Here is a 19611-nt window from a genome sequence, read left to right on the forward strand (position 1 = left end):
CCGTCGCCCAACCGCCGGTATGCGAGTCGGCGTCGGCAGCGGCAACCCGGTGAAGCGGCGCGCGGTCGAACGGGTCCTCGAATCGTCGCGGGGGCGCGACCTGGCGGACGAGCTCTCCGGGGACCCGGCCACCGTCGCGGTCGCGTCGGTCCCCGTCCCGTCGGGCGTGAGCGAGCAGCCGACGGGCCACGCGGAGACGGTCGCGGGCGCGGAGAACCGCGCCGCCGCGGTCCTCGACGCCGGGGCGTACGACCTCGGCGTCGGGATCGAGGGCGGCGTCGCGCGGTTCGGCGGGGCCGACGAGCTGTTCCTCGTCATGTGGGCGGCGGTCTCGGACGGGTCGCGGACGGGGCGGGGGGCGGGTCCGAGCGTCGCGCTGCCCGACGACATCGCCGCGCGGATCGACGGCGGCGAGGAGCTCGGCCCCGTGATGGACGACGTCCTCGACGCGTCGGGCGTCGCGCGGCGCGGAGGCGCCGCAGGGGCGCTCACGGCCGGCCGCGTCGACCGCGCCGACGCCCTCGCGACCGCGGTGGCGGGGGCGCTCGGGCCGTTCGTCTCCGACTCGTACTGAGCCGTCGGTCGCCGGCCGGAGTCGGAGCGCCGGCGGTTCGGTGTTCGTACCGGAATCGGAGGCTGAGAGGTCTCCCCGAACGGCGCTCGTGGGAGGAACCGCCCGACTGCGGCGTGTTAATCGGGTCTACCAACCCGCTTATGAACGGACGCCGCCTGTGTCGGGTATGAGCACTGCCCACCCGGACGCGGTCGCCGTCGAGTCCGCCGGCCTCTCCGCGAAACAGGCGCGCATCTTGCGGTACCTGCGCGAGAACGCCGGCGAGCGGACGTACTTCAAGTCGCGACTCATCGCCGACGACCTCGACCTCTCCGCGAAGGAGGTCGGCGCGAACATGGGCGCCGTCGCCGACGCGGCCGCCGACATCGACGTCGAGAAGTGGGGATACTCCTCCGGGACGACGTGGATGGTCACGGAGTAGGCAGAGAGAGGGTCGAGAGGGCGGCGTCGGCTACGGCTCGTCGGTCACGGGTCGTAGGCGACGAGCTCGGCCGCGTCGTCGGCGAACGCGACGGCGTCGGCGTCGAAGGAGTCGGCGTACCGGACCGCGAGCGTGAGCAGCCGCTCCGGCTCGGTCAGGGCGTAGCCGTCGCTGCGGTCGAGCAGCCCGGCGTCGTCGAGCGCGGCGGCCGCGGCGCTGATCGTCGGCCGCGAGACGCCGAGGTCGGCCGCGAGTTCGGCCCCGGTCGCCCCCGGGTCGCGCAGCAGCGCGAGGATCATCCCGCGGGGGGTGTCGCGGCGGAGGTAGCCGAGCGCGCGCTTGTCGAGGTCGTCGAACCGGTCGGCCGGGAAGTACCGGCGGTAGTCGGCGTCCTTCGCCGACTCGATCTCCCCCGCCTCCTCCAGCTTCCGGAGGTGGTACTGCGCCTCGCCGGTCCCGAGCCGGAGGTCGTCGCGGAGCTTCGAGAAGTGCGCGCCGGGGGTCGTCGGCACGTAGCCGCGGATCGCCTCGCGGGTCTCGTTGGCGTCGGCCCCGTCGCTCCCGGCGTCGGCGCTCGCGGTCCCGACGAACGGCGCGGCGGCTCCGATCGCGGCGAACCGTCGGAGCGTCTCGCGCTTCCGCCCGTCGAAGCCGTCAGTCACGCAGGTCGCTAGTCGTCGGCTCGACAAAAGCACTTCGTTCGGGGCGACCGCGGCGGATCCGAGCGGCTATCGACCCCAGGCGCGGCCGATTAGGTCTCGCGCTCGACCTCGCCGTCGGTCGGCTCCTCCTCGTCCATCTCCTGGATGACCTCGTCCGCGGACTTGATATCCGCGCCCGCGCCGCCGGCCTTGACCGCCTCGGCCTCCTTCTCCAACTCCTCGACGTCCATCTCGGCCGACTCCTCGATCTGGCCGAGGATCTCGTCGATGTCGTCGAGCCCGAGCATCTTCCGGGTGTCGTCGTCGAACTCCTTCCCGTCGAGCCCCTCCATCTCCTGGACGTCGGAGCCGGAGAGGGCCTTCCCGTAGCGCCCCACCAGACTCGTGAGCTCCTGCGGGAGGACGAACGTCGTGGACTCGCCTTTCCCGATCTCTTCGAGGGTCTCCATGCCGCGCTCGATGATGGCGCGCTCGCCCATCGACTCGGCGGAGCGCGCGCGCAGCACCGTCGAGATGGCGTCCCCCTGCGCCTCGAGGATCTGGGACTGCTTTTCCCCCTGTGCGCGGATGATGTTCGACTGCTTGTCGCCCTCCGCCTGCTCGACCGCGGAGCGGCGTTCCCCCTGCGCTTCGAGGATCATCGCGCGGCGGCGGCGCTCGGCGGAGGTCTGCTGCTCCATCGCCTGCTGGACGTCCTTTGAGGGATTGACCTCGCGGACCTCGACGCTCTCGACGCGGATCCCCCACTCGTCCGTCGGCTCGTCCAGCTCCTTGCGGATCTTCGCGTTGATTTCCTGGCGCTTGTTCAGCGTGTCGTCGAGCTCCATGTCGCCGAGGACCGCGCGGAGCGTGGTCTGTGCGAGGTTCGAGACGGCCTTCTTGTAGTCGTCCACTTCGAGGAACGCCTTCTTCGCGTCCATCACCTTGATGTAGACGACCGCGTCGGCCGTCACCGGCGAGTTGTCCCGCGTGATCGCCTCCTGACGGGGCACGTCGAGCGTCTGCGTCCGCATGTCGAACGGGTAGGTACGGGAGACGAACGGCGGGATCAGGTTGATCCCCGGTTCGAGCAGCTTCCGGTACTCTCCGAACACCGTGAGCGTCTTCTTCTCGTAGGCGTCGACGATCTCGAACGACTGCCAGAGCGTGATGACCACTAAGAGCAGGAAGAGCAGGCCGATGCTCACCAGACCGAAGCCGAAGCCGAACTGGAGGGGAGTCGGATCCATGCCCCGAGGTTAGGCTATCCCGTTCTTAATACTTCGCCCGAATCGCCGCCTGCGCCGCCGATACGCGGCGGCGGTGGGGCGGCGGCGGCGTGGCGGCGGGGCGGTGGCGGTGGTTCCGCGGGTCGGCGGCGCTCACGTCCCGTCCCCGTCACCCGTCTCGAACCGCTCCGCGACGGCGTCGAGCGTCGCCCGCACCTGCCGCTCGTTGAACCGGCGGACGACCGGCTCGCCGAGGGCGGTCAGCGCGTTCTCGGGGAGGTCGTACTCCGCCGCGTAGGTCAGCCGCGTCCCGCCGTCCGTCGGCTCGAACGTCAGGTCGATCGTCCCCGTCAGCCGACCGCGGAGCTCGAAGGTCATCCGCTCGTTCGGCTCGTGGACCGTCTGGACGATCTCCCCGTCGATCCCGAGCCCCGCCATCCGGTAGGTGTACGACAGTCGCTTCCCGCCGTTGGGGAGTCGTTCGACGTCCCTGACAGCTTCGAGCCGGGGCGTGACGGCGGCGTGGTTGTGCGGGTCGTCGAGGAAGGCGAAGACGGCCTCCACGTCGGCGTCGATCTCGGCGGAGTCGCGTGCGGTGAACATGGGTCGTCCGAGCCGTCGCTTCAGTTCCGCGAGCGCGGGTCCACGTACGCCTCGACCAGCTTGCGCTCGGCCGCCCGGAGGTGCTGGTGGAACGTCTGCCGGGTGATCCCCATCCGCTCGGCGATCTCGGAGCCGTCGACCGGCCGGGGCCACTCGAAGTAGCCGTTCAGCTCGGCCGTCTTCAGCGCCGACCGCTGGCGGTCGGTGAGCCGGTCGTCCACCGCCGCCGCGAACTCGGTCAGGCTCCGGTCGCGGCTCTCCCGCTCGACGCGGGAGCGGAGCTCGACGCCCTCGTACTCCGCGCGGAACACGTCGAGCATCCCGCGCACGTCCTGCTCGGGCGGCGCCTCGATGGTCAGGTTCGCGCTCGTGGCGTCCGCGGTGGCCTCGACGACGACGCCGCCGAACTCCGCGAGCCGCGTCAGCGGCGGCGACTCGGTCGCGGTCACGGCGAACGTGACGTCGCCGTTCGTCTCGGACACCAGTCGGACGGACTCCACGAACGGGAGCGCCTCGACCTCGCTCACGGCCTCCGCGGGGTCCGTCACCCTGAGGTACAGCTCGCAGGCGTCGTCGTCGAGGCGCGTGGTCCCGAGGTGTTCGATCCGACCGCCGACCGCGTCGGCGACGCGCGAGAGCGAGAACGAGCGGTCCCCGATCGCGACCTCGAGCTCCACGACCCGGTCGGTCGTGAGGATCCGGGTGGTCTCGACCGAGTGGAGGCCGTTGGCGATCATCTTCCCGACCGACTCGCACACCTTGCGCTCGCGCCGGTCGAGGGCGTTCCCCTCGCTGCTGTAGATGCCGAGGAGACCGTACCGCCGGTGACCGTAGGTGATCGGGACGACGAGGAGGCGGGGGGCGCCGACCGCGCTCGGCGCGAGCCGGCTCTCCGAGCCGCTCCCGGCCGCCCGCCCGTGGACCTCCTCGGTCTCGATCGCCTCCCGGACCTCGCTGGGGGTCTCGTCGAGGGCGAACGACGCGTCCGGCTCGATCGGGATCCCGCACGTCGCGGTCAGGTCCAGCCGGCCCGTGGCCGACGACACCTCGCCGATCCAGCCGCCCATGTACCCCGGCTCGTCGGCGATCTCCTCGCAGACGCGCTCGGCGATGGTCTCCGAGTCGCGGCTCTCGACGAGGATCCGGCTGATCTCGCTGAGCAGCCCGTTCACCCGACCGAGGACCCGGTCGAGGGCCTGTCGCTCCGTCGCGAGCTTCTCCGCGCGCTCCTCGGCGAGCTGCTCGGCGCGCTTGCGGTCGGTGACGTCGTTCTGGAACCCGACGTAGTGGGCCAAGTCGCCGTCGGCGCCGTACACCGGGGCGACCGTCAGCTCGTTCCAGAACGGCGTCCCGTCCCGGCGGTAGTTCCGGATCTCGACGGTCACCTGCTCCTCCTCGGAGATCGCCGTCGAGAGCCGGTCGACCGTCTCGGGGTCCGTTCCGGGACCCTGCAGGAAGCGGGGATTCCGGCCGAGTGCCTCGTCGGCCGGGTACCCGGTGTGCTCCTCCCACGCGTCGTTGACGTAGACGAGCGGGTAGTCCGGGAGTTCGGGGTCGCTGAGGCTGACGCCGACGGGCGCCTCGCGCACGGCCCGGCTGACCTCCTCCTCGCTCGGTTCGTGTCCGGAGACGTCCTGCTTGGCGCCCGGCGCCCCCTTTCGGGAGCAGACCGTGGAGACGTCGGTCACGAGCCGGTCGATCGAGGCGGAGCCGTTCTTGTGGAGGAACTCGTCGACCCCGTTCTCGAAGGCGGCCTCGAGGACCTCGTCGTCCTCCACCGCGGAGAACATCACGACCGGAACCCGCGCGTCGGACTCCTCGATCGCCTCCGCCAGCGCGAGACCGTCGTCGCCCGGCAGGGAGTACTCGCTGACGATGCAGTCGTACTCCCCGGTGGTCACCTTGGCGATCGCCGACGTGGCGCGGTTGACCGTCGTCACGTCGAACCCGGCGGCGCCGAGCGCCGACGTGATGCGATCGCTCCCCTCCTCCGGATGGACCAACAGGGCCCGGGAACCCGGCATGGCTTGCCCTTCGTCGGCGGACGAATTAAGGTTTGATACTCTTGGCCGTCGGAAGATGTTATTAAAAGACTCCATAATTTCGGCGTGCACACAACACCCCCGCACCCGTACATATGGATATGTCCACGCGAGCCGTGAGCCGCGCCCGTCGCCGACTCCTCGGAGAACCGGAACGGACCGCCGTCGACGCCTCGCGCGCCGCGCTGCTGGTCCTCACCGTCGCGTTCGCCGGCGTGTACGCGACCGGAAGCGAGCCCGCACTGCGGACGCAGATGCTCGTCTACCTCGTCGGGATGGTCGCGCTGAACCTCCCGCACGGCGGCTACGAGCACTTCTCGAACCTCCGGCGGCGCGGGCTCCCCTTCGGCGCGCGCTACGTGGGGCTGTACCTCGCGTTCGTCGTCGGCTTCGTCGGCCTGTTCGTCGTCGCCCCGCTGCCGGCGCTCGCGCTCGCGTTCGGCACGGCGGTCGCGAAGGGCGGCCACGGCGACCTCCACGTGATGGACGCGCTCGTCGGCACCGACCACCTCGCCTCGCGGCCGCAGCGCGCGCTCGCCGCGCTCGTCCGCGGCGGCGCCGTGATGATCGTCCCGGCCGTCGCGTGGACGGAGACGTTCTACGGGTTCACCGGGTACATGCTGACCGTGTTCGACGGGGCGCTGGCCGGGCCCGCGGTGAGCTCGCCCGAGGCGTTCACGACGGCCCTCGGCGCGGTCTACGGCCTCGGCGTCGCCCTCCACCTCGGCGGGGGGCTCGCGACGAGCGGGGGCGTCACGCGCTCGTGGCTGCTCGACGCCTTCGAGACGCTGCTGCTCGTCGCCTACTTCGTCTTCGTGCCCGTCGTGATCGCCATCGGGCTCTACTTCCCGCTGTGGTACTCGCTGCGGCAGTCCGCCCGGAGCATGGTCGTCGAGGAGGAGCGACCGAGCCGGACCGAGGGCGTCTCCGTCGTGATGGCGTGGGGCGTGCTCGTCGTCGGCGCGCTGGTGACCGCGCTGGTCGCGACGTCGCTGTGGGTGGTCGCGCCGAACCCCCTCGCCGGCGGGTCGCTGCTCCCGGGGGCGGTCGCCTTCTACACCATCTTCGTCTGCATCATCGCGCTCCCGCACGTCGTCGTCGGGGAGTGGCTCGACTTCGGCCGGGGGATCTGGTACGTGCCCTGAGCCGGGAGCGCGCGTCCCCGAACCGGGACCTCGCGTCCCCGCGGGCCGACCGCTCGACAGATAACAAGCACTAAAACCCGCCTCGTCGACCGATCCGGTATGCGTTTCCGGTTCGTCGGGCGGCTCGGGCTCGCGGACGCGGTGACGGTGGCGAACGCGGCCGTCGGCTTCCTCGCCGTCGTCGCGGCCGCGGTCGACCTCGAACTCGCGGCCCGGCTGGTGTTGCTCGCCGCGGTCGCCGACGGGCTCGACGGCGTGGTCGCCCGGCACCGCGGGTCGACGGACGCCGGGCCGTACCTCGACTCGCTGGCCGACGTGGCCTCGTTCGGCGTCGCGCCCGCGGCCCTCGTGGCGGCCGCCGTCCTCGGCGCCGGCTCGCTCGCGAGCGACCCCCTCCTCGTCGGCGTCGGCGTCGCCGTCGCGGCCCTGTTCGTCGCCGCCGCGGTCGCTCGGCTCGGGCTGTACACGGCGTACGACAGCGACGCCCGCGAGACGGTCGGCGTGCCGACCACGCTGGCGGCGACGATCCTCGCGGCCGCGGTGATCGCCGGCTACACCGACCCCGCGCTCCTGACCGCGGCGACCGCCGCGTTCGCGGTGCTCATGGGGACGACGGTCACGTACCCGGACCTCCACGCGCAGGACGCGCTCGTGATGGGCGTCGTGCAGGCCGCCGTCATCCTCACGCCGGCCGGCCACATGGCCACCGCCGCCCTCCCGGCGTGGATCGGCGAGGGGTTCGCGTTCGCGCTCCTCTTTTTAGCGTGCGGCTACCTCCTCCTGGGCCCGCGGTTCTACTGGGGCGACGGGATCCGGTCGCCGCCCGGCGACGCGGGGCGGCGTCGGGTGTGACCGGCCCGAGTGCGCGGACCCGGAAGGGATCCCGGGCGGGAAAGTCCGCAGAACCCGCGGCTCGAAGGAACGAGTTCGGAAGGAAGTGAAACGCGAGTCGTCGAGGCGGCGCGGATGGAGCCGCTTACAGCAGCTCGTCGAACTCCTTGTGGCGGGTGATGTCGACGCCGTCCTCGGTGACGACGGCGACGTTGATCCCGTTGCCGGACGCGAGGTCGCGCTCGACGGCGGACTGGATCGCCTTCGCGGCGATGGTCTTCGCCTCGTCGACGGTGACCTCGTCGTGGTACTCCTGTTCGAGGACCCCGAGCGCGTACTGGGAGCCGGAGCCGGTGACGGTGTACTCCTCCTCGGTGGTGCCGCCGAGGGCGTCGATGGAGTAGATGTGGGCGCCGTCGTCGTCGACGCCGCCGAGGATCGGCTGGACGATGAAGAACGCGCCCGTCCGGAGGAGGTTCCCGGTGAGCGTCGACAGCGCCTCCATCGACATGTCCTTGCCGCGGCGGGTCTCGTAGAGGCTCGTCTCGGCCTTCAGCGTGGAGATGAGGTTCTGGGCGGCGGAGACGGAGCCGGCGATCGTCAGGGCGCCGCGGGGGTGGATCTCCTCGACCTTCTGGACGTCCTTCGAGGAGACCATGCCGCCGAGCGAGGCGCGCATGTCGGTCGCCATCACGACGCCGTCGGCGGTCTTGATGCCGACGGTCGTCGTGCCGGTCTTCATCTCGCCCTCGCCGTCGGCCTGCGCCGCGCGGCGCTCGCTGTGTTCGAACTCGCCGAGCTCGGGTCCGAAGACGGGCTGGTCGCGGCCCAGCTCGTCGGCCGTCCCCTCGGAGAGGTCGCCAGTCGGTGTTCGCATTACGACTCCGTTGGCCCGGCGCGCTGATAAAGGCAACCCTTCGGGGACCGCCCGCCGGTTCCGACGGGCCTATTCGTCGCGGGCCGTCGCGGTCCGCGCGTCGCCGTCGCATCCCCGTGACACCTCCGTCGCGTCGCCGGCGGCGCGGTCGCTAGGGGGGGGCGACGAACGGTTCGGATCGGAAGGGGATCGCCTACTCCTCGACGCGCTCGTACACCTCGCCGGTGGTCTCCACGAGCCGGCCGACGGGGACGTTGATTCCGAGGCGCGTGCGAGCGAAGACGGCCACCGGGAACAGCGAGATACCGATCGCGACGGTCGCTTGGTGGATCCCGAAGAGGGCCGCCGAGCGGATGCGGTCGAACATGGGTCTTCGGACGACCGGAACGGAGGAGTATATAAATACTTTCCGGGGCGCGTTCGTCGAGAACCTCGACGCTGTCGTGCGGTTTCGGGTCGTAAATTAACGATTATGAAATATAACCGGCGGGGCGTCGGAATCGGGATATCCACGGCGGTGTGAACCCCGCTCATTTCCGTAAGTTACGCGTAACCATCGCGCCTCGTGCGCCTCGCATCCGGGGCTCTCGGGGACCCGAGGGAGCCCTCGCGGTCGGTGTGGCGGGGGCGGCGGCGGAGCGGCGGCGAGGGCGTCCGGCCGCGGACCGAACGGGATTTATTCTGGGCGTCGCCTACGGTGTGGCGTGCAGAACGTTACGGACCGGACCCGCAACCCCTTCGGGATGCGGCCGGACTGCGGGTCGTTCGTCCCGGGCTACGGCGACGCCAACGCCGACTTCCACGTCGTCGGCGACCACCCCGGGACCCACGGCGGCGTCGGGACGGGCGTCCCGTTCACCGGCGAGCCGTGGTCGCCGGCGTTCCTCTCGGCGCTGACCGAGGGGGGACTGATCGCGGGAGTCGCCGAGGGCGTCGCGCCGGACGGGACGGGCGGAGACGCGGAGTCGGAGCCGGTCCGCACCGAGCGCACGTACCTCTCGTACCTCCACATGTGCGTGCCCGACGGGGAGCCGACCGCGGCGTCGTACGACGACATGGAGCGGTTCTTCGACGCCGAGCTCAGGGCGATCGCCGCGCACGTCCTCCTCCCGGTCGGCGCCAGGGCGACCGAGCACGTCCTCGAACAGTACACGGCGCGGGCGTGGAAGACCGAGGTCGACATGGCGGCGCTCCACGGCGAGGAGCTCCTCGGCTCCGGCTGGCTCGTCCTCCCGATCAGGGACCCCGCCGAGTGGGAGGCGGGCGACGCCGACCGGCTCGTCGACGCGCTCCGAGAGCTCCGGTCGACCGACTTCCGTCGCGAGAGCGACCTCGGGCGCTTCGTCGCGGGGAGCGACCCGTACCTCGTCCGGTGAGCGCTCGGTCGGGACCGAGCCCGTCGCGGTCGGCCCGCGGTCGACCGCGCGTAGCAGTCGGCCCGCGGTCGACCGCGCGTCGATCGCGGGTCGGATACGCGTGCGGTTTCGTTTCCCTTCCGACACGCAGACCGGCGTATCTGACTCGAAACCGCCGTTTCAGTGCCCGATCGTCAGCTATACGCCGACCGCGACAGTCATATTTGTCACTACTCCCCGTATTTTATACCGGTCCCCGTCATTCGTCACCAGACGCCCGAACGATCGGGCGTCGGCCGTAGGACTGGTACTCCATACGGCGGCTTGGTCAGCAGCGGCCCTCGCGGGCCGTTTTTCGTCGAACTCCGTCGAACGCGGAGCGACCGCGTCGCGAGTCAGTCGCCCGCCAGCAGGTCGTCGAGGTACCGCCCGACGTGGTCGTCCATGCGCCGCTTGAACCCGGCCCGCCGCGCGAGCCGGTCGAGCTCGCGGGAGACGTACGTCCCGTACTGGACCGCCTTCTTGTCGGCCGTCCGGACCGATTCGGGCACGCGCCCGGTCGCCGCCCGCCGGAGCGCGACCTTCCGCTCCCCGTCGCTCGCGAGCAGGTCGCCCGGGAGCGCGAGCGCGGTGGCGACGACCCGGTCGTCGAGCAGCGGCGCGACCGGGTCGACCCCGGCCGCGCGGAGCGCGGGGACGTCGCGTTCGAGCTGGTCGGGGAGCGTGCGAACGGTCTCGGTCCGGGCGCCCCGCACGGTGTCGGCGTCGACCCGGTCGTCGGCCACGGGGTCGACGACCTTGCTGTACCCGCCGAACAGCTCGTCGGCGCCCTGACCGACCGCGAGCCGATCGATTCCGTCGGCCGCGGCCGCCTCGGCCGCGAGGTACAGCGGCGCCGCGATCGCCAGGTCCATCGGGTTGCGGCGGCCCGTCGCGGCGGCGACCTCGCGGACGGCGCGCAGGAGCGTCCCGTGGGTGATCTCGACGACGCGCAGGTCGCGGTCCATCGCCGCGGCCGCCTCGCGCGCCGCCGCGACGTCGTGGCACTCCTCGAAACCGGCGACGTAACAGGGCGCGTCGGGGGCGCCGGCGGCGACGAGCCCGGAGTCGACGCCGCCGGAGAAGGCGACCGCGAGGTCGGCTCCGCCGCCTTCCGTTTCGGGACCGGCCGCATCGGAACCGCCCGCGCCGAGGTCGTCGAGCGCGGCGTCGAGCGCGTCCTCGACCGCCGCCTGCGCGGACTCCGGATCGGCCGGCTCCTCGCTCGGAAGCGACCAGACGCGCTCGGTCTCCGCGTCCGACGCGACGCTCCCGGCCGGAACCGGCGTCGGGTCGTCGAGGGCGGTCCGGTCGAAGCTCCACGCGCCGGGGGCCGTCGGATCGCGCCCGGCCGCGGACCGGTCCCCGGATTCCGGCTCCGCCGCGCCCCGCTCGACGAACAGCGGCCGGCGGCCGAGCGCGTCGCGGACGAGGACCGGGCCCTCGCGGTCGGGGGGATCCGCGAGCAACCCGGCGAAGCCGCGCCCGCCGGGGAAGGGGTCGCCGTCGCGGAGGGCGTCGCGAACGGTCTCGGGCGACGCGCCGCGCAGGTCCGAAGAGAGAGTGTCCGCCATCGCGGGCTACCGGAGCGCGTCGAGCGCGCGGAGCGCGCGGCGCTTGGCGCCGCCGCCGAACTGGCGGAGCGAGACGCGCCACGGGGTGCGCTTCCCGACGACGCTGGTCCGGCCGTCGCGGATCGCGGAGAGGATCGCGTCGGCCGAGCGCTCGTCGGCGCCGACCTCGGTCACGGCCTGGCCGACCATCTCCGAGATGTGGGCGTCGCTGCCGGCGGTCATCGGGATCCGGTTCCGGAGCGCGAACTTCTCGGCCTGTCGGTTCGAGCGGCCCGTGAACAGCCGGGAGTTGTACACTTCGAGGGCGTCGGCGCCCGACAGCTGCTCGTCGGTGATGTGGGCGGCGACGCCGTGGCGGGACTTCTGGAAGGGGTGGGGGACGACCGCGATCCCGCCCTGGTCGCGGATCCGGTCGAGCGTCTCGTCGAAGGGGAGCCCGCTCTCGACGCGCTCGTCGATGCCGAACGCGAGCACGTGGCCGGCCGCGCAGGTCACCTCCATGCCGACGATGCCGACGAGCCCGTAGTCGGAGGCCCGCTCGGCCGCCTCGACGCTGGCGTCGATCTCGTCGTGGTCGGTGACGGCGAGCGCGTCGAGCCCGACCGCGGCCGCCTGCTCCAAGAGCAGATCGACCGGGTCGCGCCCGTCGTAGGACAGCGCGGAGTGCGCGTGGAGCTCGACCGATAGCACGCTCCGTACTTCGGTAGTCGACTTAAAAAGCGCCCCGGTCCGCGGCGATTCGCGTCGGTCGAGATGGAAGCAATGCGGTGGCGCGCGCCTCCGAGCGCCCCTCGGGCGCGAGGAGCGCGTGCGAGGGAGTCAGTCGTCCGGAGCGAAGCGGAGGACGACTGACGAGGCTGGGGAGGCGTGAGGCGCGGTGCGGTTGCGGACGGGCGGGATTCAAAGGGGCAGGCGCGAGGACGAAGCCCGGCGCAGTAAGCACCGCAAGGAGCGAGTGAAACGAGCGACTGAGGAGCGCAGCAAGCCGCGCGAGTCGTCGCGCCTGGGGCTTTGGGAAAGGTCACCGCGAAGTCAGCGATCACGTATAGCCGAGCGGCTGGGACTTTGGAGGGCTTCACCGTCGACTCGCAGCCATCGAATTCGAGAAAAGGGAGTGACGCGAGCCGATCAGAACGCGCTCTCGCCGACCGTCTCCCTGTAGGTCCCGGTGCCGCGGTGGGCCGTCTCGTCCCACGTCTCGACCGCGACCCGGACGCGAGTGTCGAGCGCGTCCTCGGGCGCGCCGTCGATCCGCAGCGTCGAGTCGCCGATGCGGGCGACGGCCCCGTCTCCCTCCGCACCGGTGACCATCACCTCGATCACGTCGCCGGGCTCGTAGTCGGGGGTCGAGCTCCGGAGCGACCAGCCGGCGAGGAACTTCTCGAAGCGGCTCACGCGCGCGACACCTCCTCGGAGATCCGGTCGGGGATGTACTCCCGCCCGAAGCCGGTGACCGCGGCCAGCAGGAAGACGATAACGAGGAACCAGCCGTGGAACACGTACGGCACGACCTCGATCGGGTTGACGACCATCTCGGGACCGTACTGCTCGCCGAGCCCGTCGGGGCCGACCATCACCTGGTACCCCACCAGCACGCCGCCGGCCCACGGGAAGATGTACCCCAGCGCCGAGGTGTTGGCGTCGAGGATGTTCGCGCGCCGGTAGCCGTTGATGTTGAACTTCTCGCCGAGCCGGGCGATATACGGGGCGATCGCGATCTCCGCGGCGGTGTTGATCGTGATCATCCCGTTGATCGCCGCCGTGCCGAGCACCATCGTCAGCTCGGCGCGGCGGACGGTGGTCGCGACCGAGTCGAGCAGGAACTCCAGGATCGCCTCGAAGCCGCCGCCGCGGATCATGATCTGCGCCATCGCCACGATCAGCAGGGTCAGGACGATGAGCGGGAAGAAGCCGACCGCGCCCGAGTAGAGGCTGCCGCCGACGCCCGCGGTCTCGCCGACCCGCACGAACGGGAGCGCCGCGGCGGGCGTCGGCTCGGTCGTCGTGAACACGAGGACGTCGGCGACCGACGAGAGCCCGAACGCGAGGTTGAACGCGACGGCGACGATCAGCCCCCACGAGATCGCCTCGACGATGTGGCGGCCCGCGACCGCCGTCGCGATGACGACGCCCATCGAGATCAGGTGGACTAGTCCGGGCGCCGTCGCGGACTCGCGGAGCGCGGCCGCCCCCTCCAGGCTCGCGCCCGAGAGCACCGACCCCATGATCAGGTACGCGGCGAACGCCGGCACCGCGGCGAGGATCGCGTACTTGAACCGCGAGGCGACGACGCCGCCGATGTCGGCGTCCTGGGTCACCGCGCTCACGATCGTCGTGTCGCTCACGGGCGCGAGATTGTCGCCGAAGACGGCACCCGAGAGGATCGCGGCGAACAGCAGCACCGGGTTCGCGCCGAGGAGGACCCCGGCCGGGAAGAAGAGGGTGACGAACGCGACGGTCGCGCCGTACCCCGTCCCAATCCCGGTCGCGAGCAGGCCGCAGAGGACGAACGCGGCCGCGGGGAAGGTGGTCGCGCCGACGTTCAGCGCGTCGGCCGCGAAGATGAGCCCCTCCACGAAGCCGCCGACCTGCAGCGTCTCGGCGAACATCCCGGCCCACAGCCACGCCACGATCGCGGTCGCGGCGACGCGCTGAGTCATCCCCTCGAAGATGGTGTCGGCGTACGCCTTCCAGTCCCCGCGCACGAGGAACATCCCGAGGATGGTCCCGACGAGCGCGCCGATGACGAGGCCGTTCGTGTCGCCGATGCCGAGGACCCCGCTCTGGACGATCGCCCAGGCGATGAAGAAGGCGATCGGCACCGTGCTCGCCCACTTGCCGCCGTAGAAGCTGATCCGGGGGCTGTCCGTCGACGCCGACTCGTCGGCGAATCCGCCGTCGGCGACGGGGACCGGCTCGCCGGTCGCGTCATCGGGTGCGTCCGCGGGTGGTTCGCCACCGGGCGGTTCGTCGTCGATCCGATTTCGCGTCTCGTCGTCTGGGGGACCCGTCATGCGTTTCTCCTACGCGCTCGGAGACGGAGGGTCCACCTAAACCCTCCTTTTTCGGGTCGGCCACCCGGCGGCCGGATCCCGAATCGGTTTCCGCCCGGACACGCCGCGATCCACAAGAACACGCTTAAGAACCCCGCCGGCGTCGTCACGGACGGGAACAGCACAGCTGCAAATCCGACTCGCCGGGGCCTCTTCGCCCGCGGCTTGGGAATGTAGCAGTGCACCGACGCCTCCGGCGTCGCGGCTCGGGCCGGTCCGTTCGCGCGGATCGGCCCCCGACCGCTCGCTCGACGCGAGCGCCCGACAGCCGCGCCGCGCGGAGCCGCGGTCACGTTGTGGTTGTGCCGTTCCAATTTCAGACAATGGCACGAATGCACACGCGCCGTCGCGGTTCGTCCGGTTCGGACAAGCCGGCGACGGACGAGAACCCGGAGTGGAGCGACGTCGACGCGGAGGCGATCGAATCCCGCGTCGTCGAACTGGCGGAGCAGGGCCACGACCCCAGCGTCATCGGCCTCAAGCTGCGCGACGAGGGCGTCAAGGGCGTCCCGGTGCCGGACGTGAAGCTGGCGACCGGCAAGAAGGTCACCGAGATCCTCGAGGAGCACGACGCCGAGCCGGAGTACCCCGAGGACCTCTACAATCTGATGGAACGCGCCGTTCGCCTCCGCGAGCACATGGCGGACAACGGCCAGGACCACCAGAACAAGCGCGCGCTCCAGAACACCGAGTCGAAGATCCGCCGCCTCGCGAACTACTACCGCGGCGACGAGATCGACGAGGAGTTCACGTACACCTACGAGCGCGCCGCCGAGCTGGTCGGCGACGAGTAACGACGCCGGGCAGCGACACCGACGAACCGAGAGGTAACCGGAGACGACGCGACACGCAGACCACACGAACCCGTACCCATGACCGAAGCGACGACCGCCACGCCCGCCCCCGACGCCCTCGCCGACGTCCTCGCAGACGCGCCGTTCGCCCGGCTCGTCGCGACCGACGACGGCGACGCGCTGGCGGCCGCGGGGCTGCTCGCCGGAGCGCTGCGAGCCGTCGGCACGCCGTTCCAGGTCCGGGTCGCCGCCGACCCCGTTCCCGACGACGCCGACGACGGCGTCGCGGTGACCGTCGGCGCGGCGCGCGGGGCGCACGCGATTCCCGGCGCCGGACGCCCGGCGAGCGCGGACGCGTTCGCGGTCTCGCGCGCGCTCGGTATCGAGCCGGACCCCGTCGTCGCCCTCGCGGGCGTCGTCGCGGCCGGCTCCGTCCCCGGAACGGACGGCTCGGGCGACGCGCTCGACGCCGCGGAGGCGTCGGAGCTCGTCCGCCGGCGGCCCGGCGTCGCGATCCCGACCGCGGATCTCGCGGACGGACTCGCGGCGTCGACGCTCGTCCGGACGCCGTACTCCGGCGACACGGAGGGCGCGCGCGCCGCGCTCGCTGAGCTCGGACTCCCGGCCGAGCTCGACGACGACGCCCGGCGACGCCTCGCGTCGCTGGTCGCCGTCGACGTCGCGGACGCGGACGGGGCGATCGCGCGGGCCGCCTCCGCGGTCGAGCGCGCGCTCCGTCCGTACGAGGCGGTCGGGGACGCGGCGCCGTTCGAGACGGTCGGCGGCTACGCCGACGTCCTTGACGCGCTGGCCCGCGAGGCCCCCGGCACGGGGGTCGCGCTGGCGCTCGCCGCCGACCCGGGCGACGACCTCGCGACCGCCGCGCTCGACGCGTGGCGCTCGCACGGACTGGCGGCGCACCGCGCGCTCGACGCCGCGACGACCGGCCGGTACGACGGCTGCGTCGTCGTCCGCGTCGACGTCGCGGCGGGCGTCGGCGCCGGCCGCGCCGAAGATGGCGACGCCGCGGGCGACGCGGCCGCCGTCCTCCCGACCGTCGCCCGGCTCGCCCGCGACTTCCGGTCGCCCGAGCCGGTCGCCGTCGCGGTCGACGAGACCGCGGGCCGGCTCGCCGCCGCCGCGACCGAACCGGTCGGGCTCGGCGACGCCTGCCGGTCGGTCGCGGCCGAGGTCGGCGGCGACGGCTGGGGGACCGCCGACCGCGGCGGGATCGCGGTCGGCGCGGTCGACGAGGCGAGCGAGAACGGACGCGGGAACGAGACCGACGGCGACGTCACGGGCGCGCTCGCCGCGCTCAGGGAGGCGCTATGAGCGGGGACGAGCCGCGGACCGACGCCGGCGAGTCCGCCGGCGGAGCCCGAGGCGACGAGACGCGGGGCGACGGGGCGACCCGGACGGCGACCGTCCGGACGACCCACGCCGACGCCGCCCTCGTCGCCGCCGCGCTCGCGCCGGACGAGACCGACTCGATGGCCACCCGCGTCGACGGCGACGCGATCGAGTGCGCGATCGAGCGGCCCACCACCGGCGGGCTGCGGGCGACCGCGGACGACCACGTCGTGAACCTGCGCGTCGCGGACAGACTCGTCGAGCGCGCGAGGGCGCACCTCGCGGCCGACGGCGGAGCGCGCCGCTCCGACACCAACGGCGACACAGACACTAACACATGAGCGAACGATCCGTATCCAAGAGCAGAGAACAGAAGCGCTGGTACACCGTGCTGGCGCCCGAACAGTTCGACCGGCAGGAGCTCGGCGAGACGCTCGCCGAGGAGCCCGACCAGGTCGTCGGCCGCACGATCACGACGACGCTGGGCGAGCTGACCGGCGACTCCGGCGCGAACAACACGAAGCTGACCTTCAAGATCACCGACGTCGGCAGCGACACGGCGTACACCGAGTTCATCACGTACGAGCTCACGCGGGACTACCTGCGCTCGCTCGTCCGCCGCGGCGCCTCGAAGGTCGAGGCGTCGATCACGGTGCTGACGACGGACGACTACCGCATCCGCGTTCAGCCCGTCGCGCTGACGACGAAGAAGGCCGACCGCTCCCAGGAGAAGGCGATCCGCCGCGTCATGATCGACAAGGTCCACGCGGCCGCCGAGGAGCGCACCTTCGAGGCGTTCGTCGACGCCATCGTCGAGGGGAACCTCTCCTCGGCGATCTACGGCGAGGCGAAGCTGATCTACCCGCTGCGCCGCGTCGAGGTCCAGAAGCTGACCCTCGAAGCGCGGCCGCGCGAGGTCGCCGCCGAGGAGGAGGCCGCCGTCGACGTCGACGCCGACGAAGTGGCCGTCGACGACGAGTAACGTCTCGCGACGCGCCGACGCGACTTCTCCGTTTATCAGCCGCGGAGCGGCGGCGCCGACGTGAACGCCCGTGAGCGAGAGCGGCGGCGACGATCTCGCTCATAAATAGAGATCGTGATAAGACGGTTCGTAATGCAGTGGCGCGTGCCTGCGAGGCCGTATCGCGGCCGAGCAGCACGCGCGAGGGACGCGGTGAGCGCTCGCAGAGCGCGAACCGCGAGGCTGGGGAGGTGTGAGGCTGCGGTTGCGGTGCGGTCGGGTGGGACTCAAAGGGGCAGTCGCGAGGACGCCGCAGGCGACGCAAGCACCGAAACGAGGGACCGAACGAAGTGAGCGACCGAGTGAGGCGCGCAGCGGGCGTGCGGCGTCCTCGCGACTGGGGCTTTGGAGGTGTTCACCGCCGATCCGCCGTGGACCAGTTATAAACGGCCACTCACTCCATCGATCGCGTCAACTGCTTTCGATACGGCTCGAACCCCTGTGTCTCGTAGAACGCCATCGCTCGCTCGTTGTTGACGCCGAGTCGAATCTCCGTACACTCGGCTGCGCCCGCGCTATTTAAAAAGGATCCCGTGGCGTGCGGGTCGTCCGCATCCCCCGATATCCGGGAGACGAAAGCTTGAAACGCCGCTCGCCCGACCGCACGAGTATGGAACTGCGGGTCATCGAGAAGACCGACACGGAACTCCGCATCGAGATCGCCGGCGAGGACCACACGTTCATGAACGTGCTGAAGGGCGTCCTCCTGGAGACCGACGGCGTCGCGGCCGCGACCTACGACATGAATCCCGAGCAGTCCGGCGGCCAGACGGAGCCGGTGCTGACGGTGAAGTCGGAGTCCGACGACCCGCTCGACCTGCTCGCCGACGCCGCCGGGGCGATCACCGACCGGACCGACGCGCTGCGCGACGCCGTGCGGGCGGCCTGAGGGGACGCCGCGACGCCGTTCCATGCTCTTTCGGCTCGTCTGTTCCGCTCCGCGAGCCGCTACCCCGCCGATCGAGGGGCATACCTAAGTGTCGACTCCAGAAACGAGGAGGCATGCCACCGAGCGTACTCATGCTGGGATGGGGGTACCCGCCGAACATCACCGGCGGGCTCGACGTCCACGTCGGCGAACTGTTCTCCGGGCTCCGCGACGACCTCGGGGTGGAGGCCACCCTCGTGTTGCCCGCGGAGTTCGCCCCGGACGACGAGCCGGGCCTCGAACCGGTCGAGACCGGCGACGGCGACATCGCCGCCCGCATCGAGCGCCTCAGCGACCGGTTCGCGGAGCTGGCGCCCGACCACGACGTGATCCACACGCACGACTGGTTCGGCTACGCTCCGGGGCGGCAGGCCGCGCGCGCCTCGGACGCGACGTGGGTCTCGTCGTTCCACTCGCTCGCGAGCGACCGCAACATCGACCCGCCGAGCCGCGAGGTCGAGACCGAACGCCGGCTCGCGAACGCCGCCGACACGAACATCGCCGTCAGCGAGATCGTCCGCGGCGACATCAGGGAGCTGTACGACGCCGACTCCCGCGTCGTCTACAACGGGTTCTCGACGCCGACGTTCTCCGGCAAGGACGTCCGCGAGGACCTCGGCATCGACGGCGAGATGCTGTTCTTCGTCGGGAGACACACGGACCAGAAGGGAATCTCGCACCTGCTGTACGCGGTGAAGAAGCTCCGCGGGCGCGACGTGACGCTCGTCGTCGGCGGGTCGGGCCACCAGACCGAGCAGCTGAAGCGGTTCACCGAGCTGCTCGGCATCGAGGACCGGGTCGAGTTCGTCGGCTACGTCCCCGAGGCGGAGCTCGGCGACTACTACGCCGCGTCGGACGCGTTCGTCTCCCCCTCGTACGCGGAGCCGTTCGGGATCACGATCACGGAGGCGCTGGAGGCGGGGACGCAGGTCGTCGCGACGCCCTCGGGCGTCGCCGAGGTGCTGCCCGACGGCTGTCTCGTGGAGGTCGAGACGGACTCGGAGTCGATCGTCGACGGGCTCATCGAGGCGCTCGACCGCGAGGAGCCGCCGCAGTACGAGCGCCGCGAGTGGCTGGACGTGGCGGAGGACACGCTGGCGGTGTACGAGGAGGTCGCGTAGGGCGCGCCGGCGG

21 protein-coding genes are annotated in these 19611 nt (G+C 71.7%); 11 read left to right on the top strand and 10 right to left on the bottom strand.

All coding sequences use genetic code 11. The features are described 5' to 3' along the window. Nucleotides 1–19 precede the first annotated feature (19 nt). Nucleotides 20–574 carry a DUF84 family protein gene (locus NO900_RS08250; RefSeq protein WP_256408735.1) on the top strand — a complete coding sequence of 185 codons (555 nt, stop codon included), beginning with the start codon at nucleotides 20–22 and terminating at the stop codon, nucleotides 572–574. A 166-nt stretch (nucleotides 575–740) separates the two neighbouring features. Continuing rightward, nucleotides 741–995 (top strand): DUF7123 family protein, encoded by a 255-nt coding sequence (locus NO900_RS08255; RefSeq protein ID WP_256408736.1) that lies wholly within the window; start codon nucleotides 741–743, stop codon nucleotides 993–995. A gap of 44 nt (nucleotides 996–1039) precedes the next feature. Here NO900_RS08255 and NO900_RS08260 read toward each other — a convergent pair whose 3' ends face one another. The 4 genes from NO900_RS08260 to NO900_RS08275 all read right to left on the bottom strand — a co-directional run bounded on the left by NO900_RS08260 (nucleotide 1040) and on the right by NO900_RS08275 (nucleotide 5492). Next, a complete protein-coding gene (locus NO900_RS08260) occupies nucleotides 1040–1657 on the bottom strand; it encodes a winged helix-turn-helix transcriptional regulator (protein ID WP_256408737.1) in 618 nt (205 codons plus the stop codon). Nucleotides 1658–1746: 89 nt separating this feature from the next. Beyond that, a complete protein-coding gene (locus NO900_RS08265) occupies nucleotides 1747–2886 on the bottom strand; it encodes an SPFH domain-containing protein (protein ID WP_256408738.1) in 1140 nt (379 codons plus the stop codon). 132 nt (nucleotides 2887–3018) lie between these two features. Beyond that, entirely contained in the window at nucleotides 3019–3468 is a 450-nt protein-coding gene (locus NO900_RS08270) for an SRPBCC family protein (RefSeq protein ID WP_256408739.1), read from the bottom strand. A gap of 20 nt (nucleotides 3469–3488) precedes the next feature. Further along, nucleotides 3489–5492: a bacterio-opsin activator domain-containing protein gene (locus NO900_RS08275; RefSeq protein WP_256408740.1), complete on the bottom strand. Its 2004-nt coding sequence runs from the start codon at nucleotides 5490–5492 to the stop codon at nucleotides 3489–3491. A gap of 119 nt (nucleotides 5493–5611) precedes the next feature. Here NO900_RS08275 and NO900_RS08280 point away from each other — a divergent pair, with 119 nt between their 5' ends. Continuing rightward, a complete protein-coding gene (locus NO900_RS08280; RefSeq protein ID WP_256408741.1) occupies nucleotides 5612–6655 on the top strand; it encodes a Brp/Blh family beta-carotene 15,15'-dioxygenase in 1044 nt (347 codons plus the stop codon). Nucleotides 6656–6754: 99 nt separating this feature from the next. Continuing rightward, nucleotides 6755–7507 (top strand): protein sorting system archaetidylserine synthase, encoded by a 753-nt coding sequence (locus NO900_RS08285; protein ID WP_256408742.1) that lies wholly within the window; start codon nucleotides 6755–6757, stop codon nucleotides 7505–7507. A gap of 124 nt (nucleotides 7508–7631) precedes the next feature. Here the strand turns inward: NO900_RS08285 and psmB are convergent, their stop codons facing one another. Continuing rightward, nucleotides 7632–8363, bottom strand: a complete 732-nt coding sequence (gene psmB / locus NO900_RS08290; RefSeq protein ID WP_256408743.1) for an archaeal proteasome endopeptidase complex subunit beta — start codon at nucleotides 8361–8363, stop codon at nucleotides 7632–7634. 193 nt (nucleotides 8364–8556) lie between these two features. After that, nucleotides 8557–8730: a hypothetical protein gene (locus NO900_RS08295; protein WP_256408745.1), complete on the bottom strand. Its 174-nt coding sequence runs from the start codon at nucleotides 8728–8730 to the stop codon at nucleotides 8557–8559. Nucleotides 8731–9067: 337 nt separating this feature from the next. Here NO900_RS08295 and NO900_RS08300 point away from each other — a divergent pair, with 337 nt between their 5' ends. Further along, nucleotides 9068–9739: a uracil-DNA glycosylase family protein gene (locus NO900_RS08300; RefSeq protein WP_256408746.1), complete on the top strand. Its 672-nt coding sequence runs from the start codon at nucleotides 9068–9070 to the stop codon at nucleotides 9737–9739. 374 nt (nucleotides 9740–10113) lie between these two features. Here the strand turns inward: NO900_RS08300 and NO900_RS08305 are convergent, their stop codons facing one another. The 4 genes from NO900_RS08305 to NO900_RS08320 form a co-directional block, all read right to left on the bottom strand. Beyond that, entirely contained in the window at nucleotides 10114–11331 is a 1218-nt protein-coding gene (locus NO900_RS08305) for an asparagine synthase C-terminal domain-containing protein (RefSeq protein ID WP_256408747.1), read from the bottom strand. Between the two features lie 6 nt (nucleotides 11332–11337). Beyond that, nucleotides 11338–12021 (bottom strand): PHP domain-containing protein, encoded by a 684-nt coding sequence (locus tag NO900_RS08310; RefSeq protein ID WP_256408748.1) that lies wholly within the window; start codon nucleotides 12019–12021, stop codon nucleotides 11338–11340. Nucleotides 12022–12459: 438 nt separating this feature from the next. Continuing rightward, nucleotides 12460–12726 (bottom strand): DUF7513 family protein, encoded by a 267-nt coding sequence (locus tag NO900_RS08315; RefSeq protein ID WP_256408749.1) that lies wholly within the window; start codon nucleotides 12724–12726, stop codon nucleotides 12460–12462. After that, on the bottom strand, nucleotides 12723–14345 hold the full coding sequence (locus NO900_RS08320) for a Na+/H+ antiporter NhaC family protein (protein WP_256408750.1): 1623 nt from the start codon (nucleotides 14343–14345) through the stop codon (nucleotides 12723–12725). Before NO900_RS08320 ends, NO900_RS08315 begins: the two co-directional genes overlap by 4 nt. 362 nt (nucleotides 14346–14707) lie before the next feature. Here NO900_RS08320 and NO900_RS08325 point away from each other — a divergent pair, with 362 nt between their 5' ends. From NO900_RS08325 to NO900_RS08350, 6 genes are all read left to right on the top strand, one after another. Next, nucleotides 14708–15178: a 30S ribosomal protein S15 gene (locus tag NO900_RS08325; protein ID WP_256408751.1), complete on the top strand. Its 471-nt coding sequence runs from the start codon at nucleotides 14708–14710 to the stop codon at nucleotides 15176–15178. Between the two features lie 78 nt (nucleotides 15179–15256). Beyond that, nucleotides 15257–16510, top strand: coding sequence for an exonuclease RecJ (locus tag NO900_RS08330; RefSeq protein WP_256408752.1), 1254 nt, complete (start codon nucleotides 15257–15259; stop codon nucleotides 16508–16510). Continuing rightward, nucleotides 16507–16869, top strand: coding sequence for a KEOPS complex subunit Pcc1 (locus tag NO900_RS08335; RefSeq protein WP_256408753.1), 363 nt, complete (start codon nucleotides 16507–16509; stop codon nucleotides 16867–16869). The genes NO900_RS08330 and NO900_RS08335 overlap by 4 nt, the downstream gene beginning before the upstream one ends. Continuing rightward, on the top strand, nucleotides 16866–17510 hold the full coding sequence (locus NO900_RS08340) for a 30S ribosomal protein S3ae (RefSeq protein ID WP_256408754.1): 645 nt from the start codon (nucleotides 16866–16868) through the stop codon (nucleotides 17508–17510). The genes NO900_RS08335 and NO900_RS08340 overlap by 4 nt, the downstream gene beginning before the upstream one ends. 649 nt (nucleotides 17511–18159) lie before the next feature. Then, nucleotides 18160–18438, top strand: coding sequence for a DNA-directed RNA polymerase subunit L (locus NO900_RS08345; RefSeq protein ID WP_256408755.1), 279 nt, complete (start codon nucleotides 18160–18162; stop codon nucleotides 18436–18438). A 131-nt stretch (nucleotides 18439–18569) separates the two neighbouring features. Then, nucleotides 18570–19598 (top strand): glycosyltransferase family 4 protein, encoded by a 1029-nt coding sequence (locus NO900_RS08350; RefSeq protein WP_256408911.1) that lies wholly within the window; start codon nucleotides 18570–18572, stop codon nucleotides 19596–19598. Nucleotides 19599–19611: the final 13 nt, after the last annotated feature.

The organism is Halorubrum rutilum, from assembly GCF_024494565.1.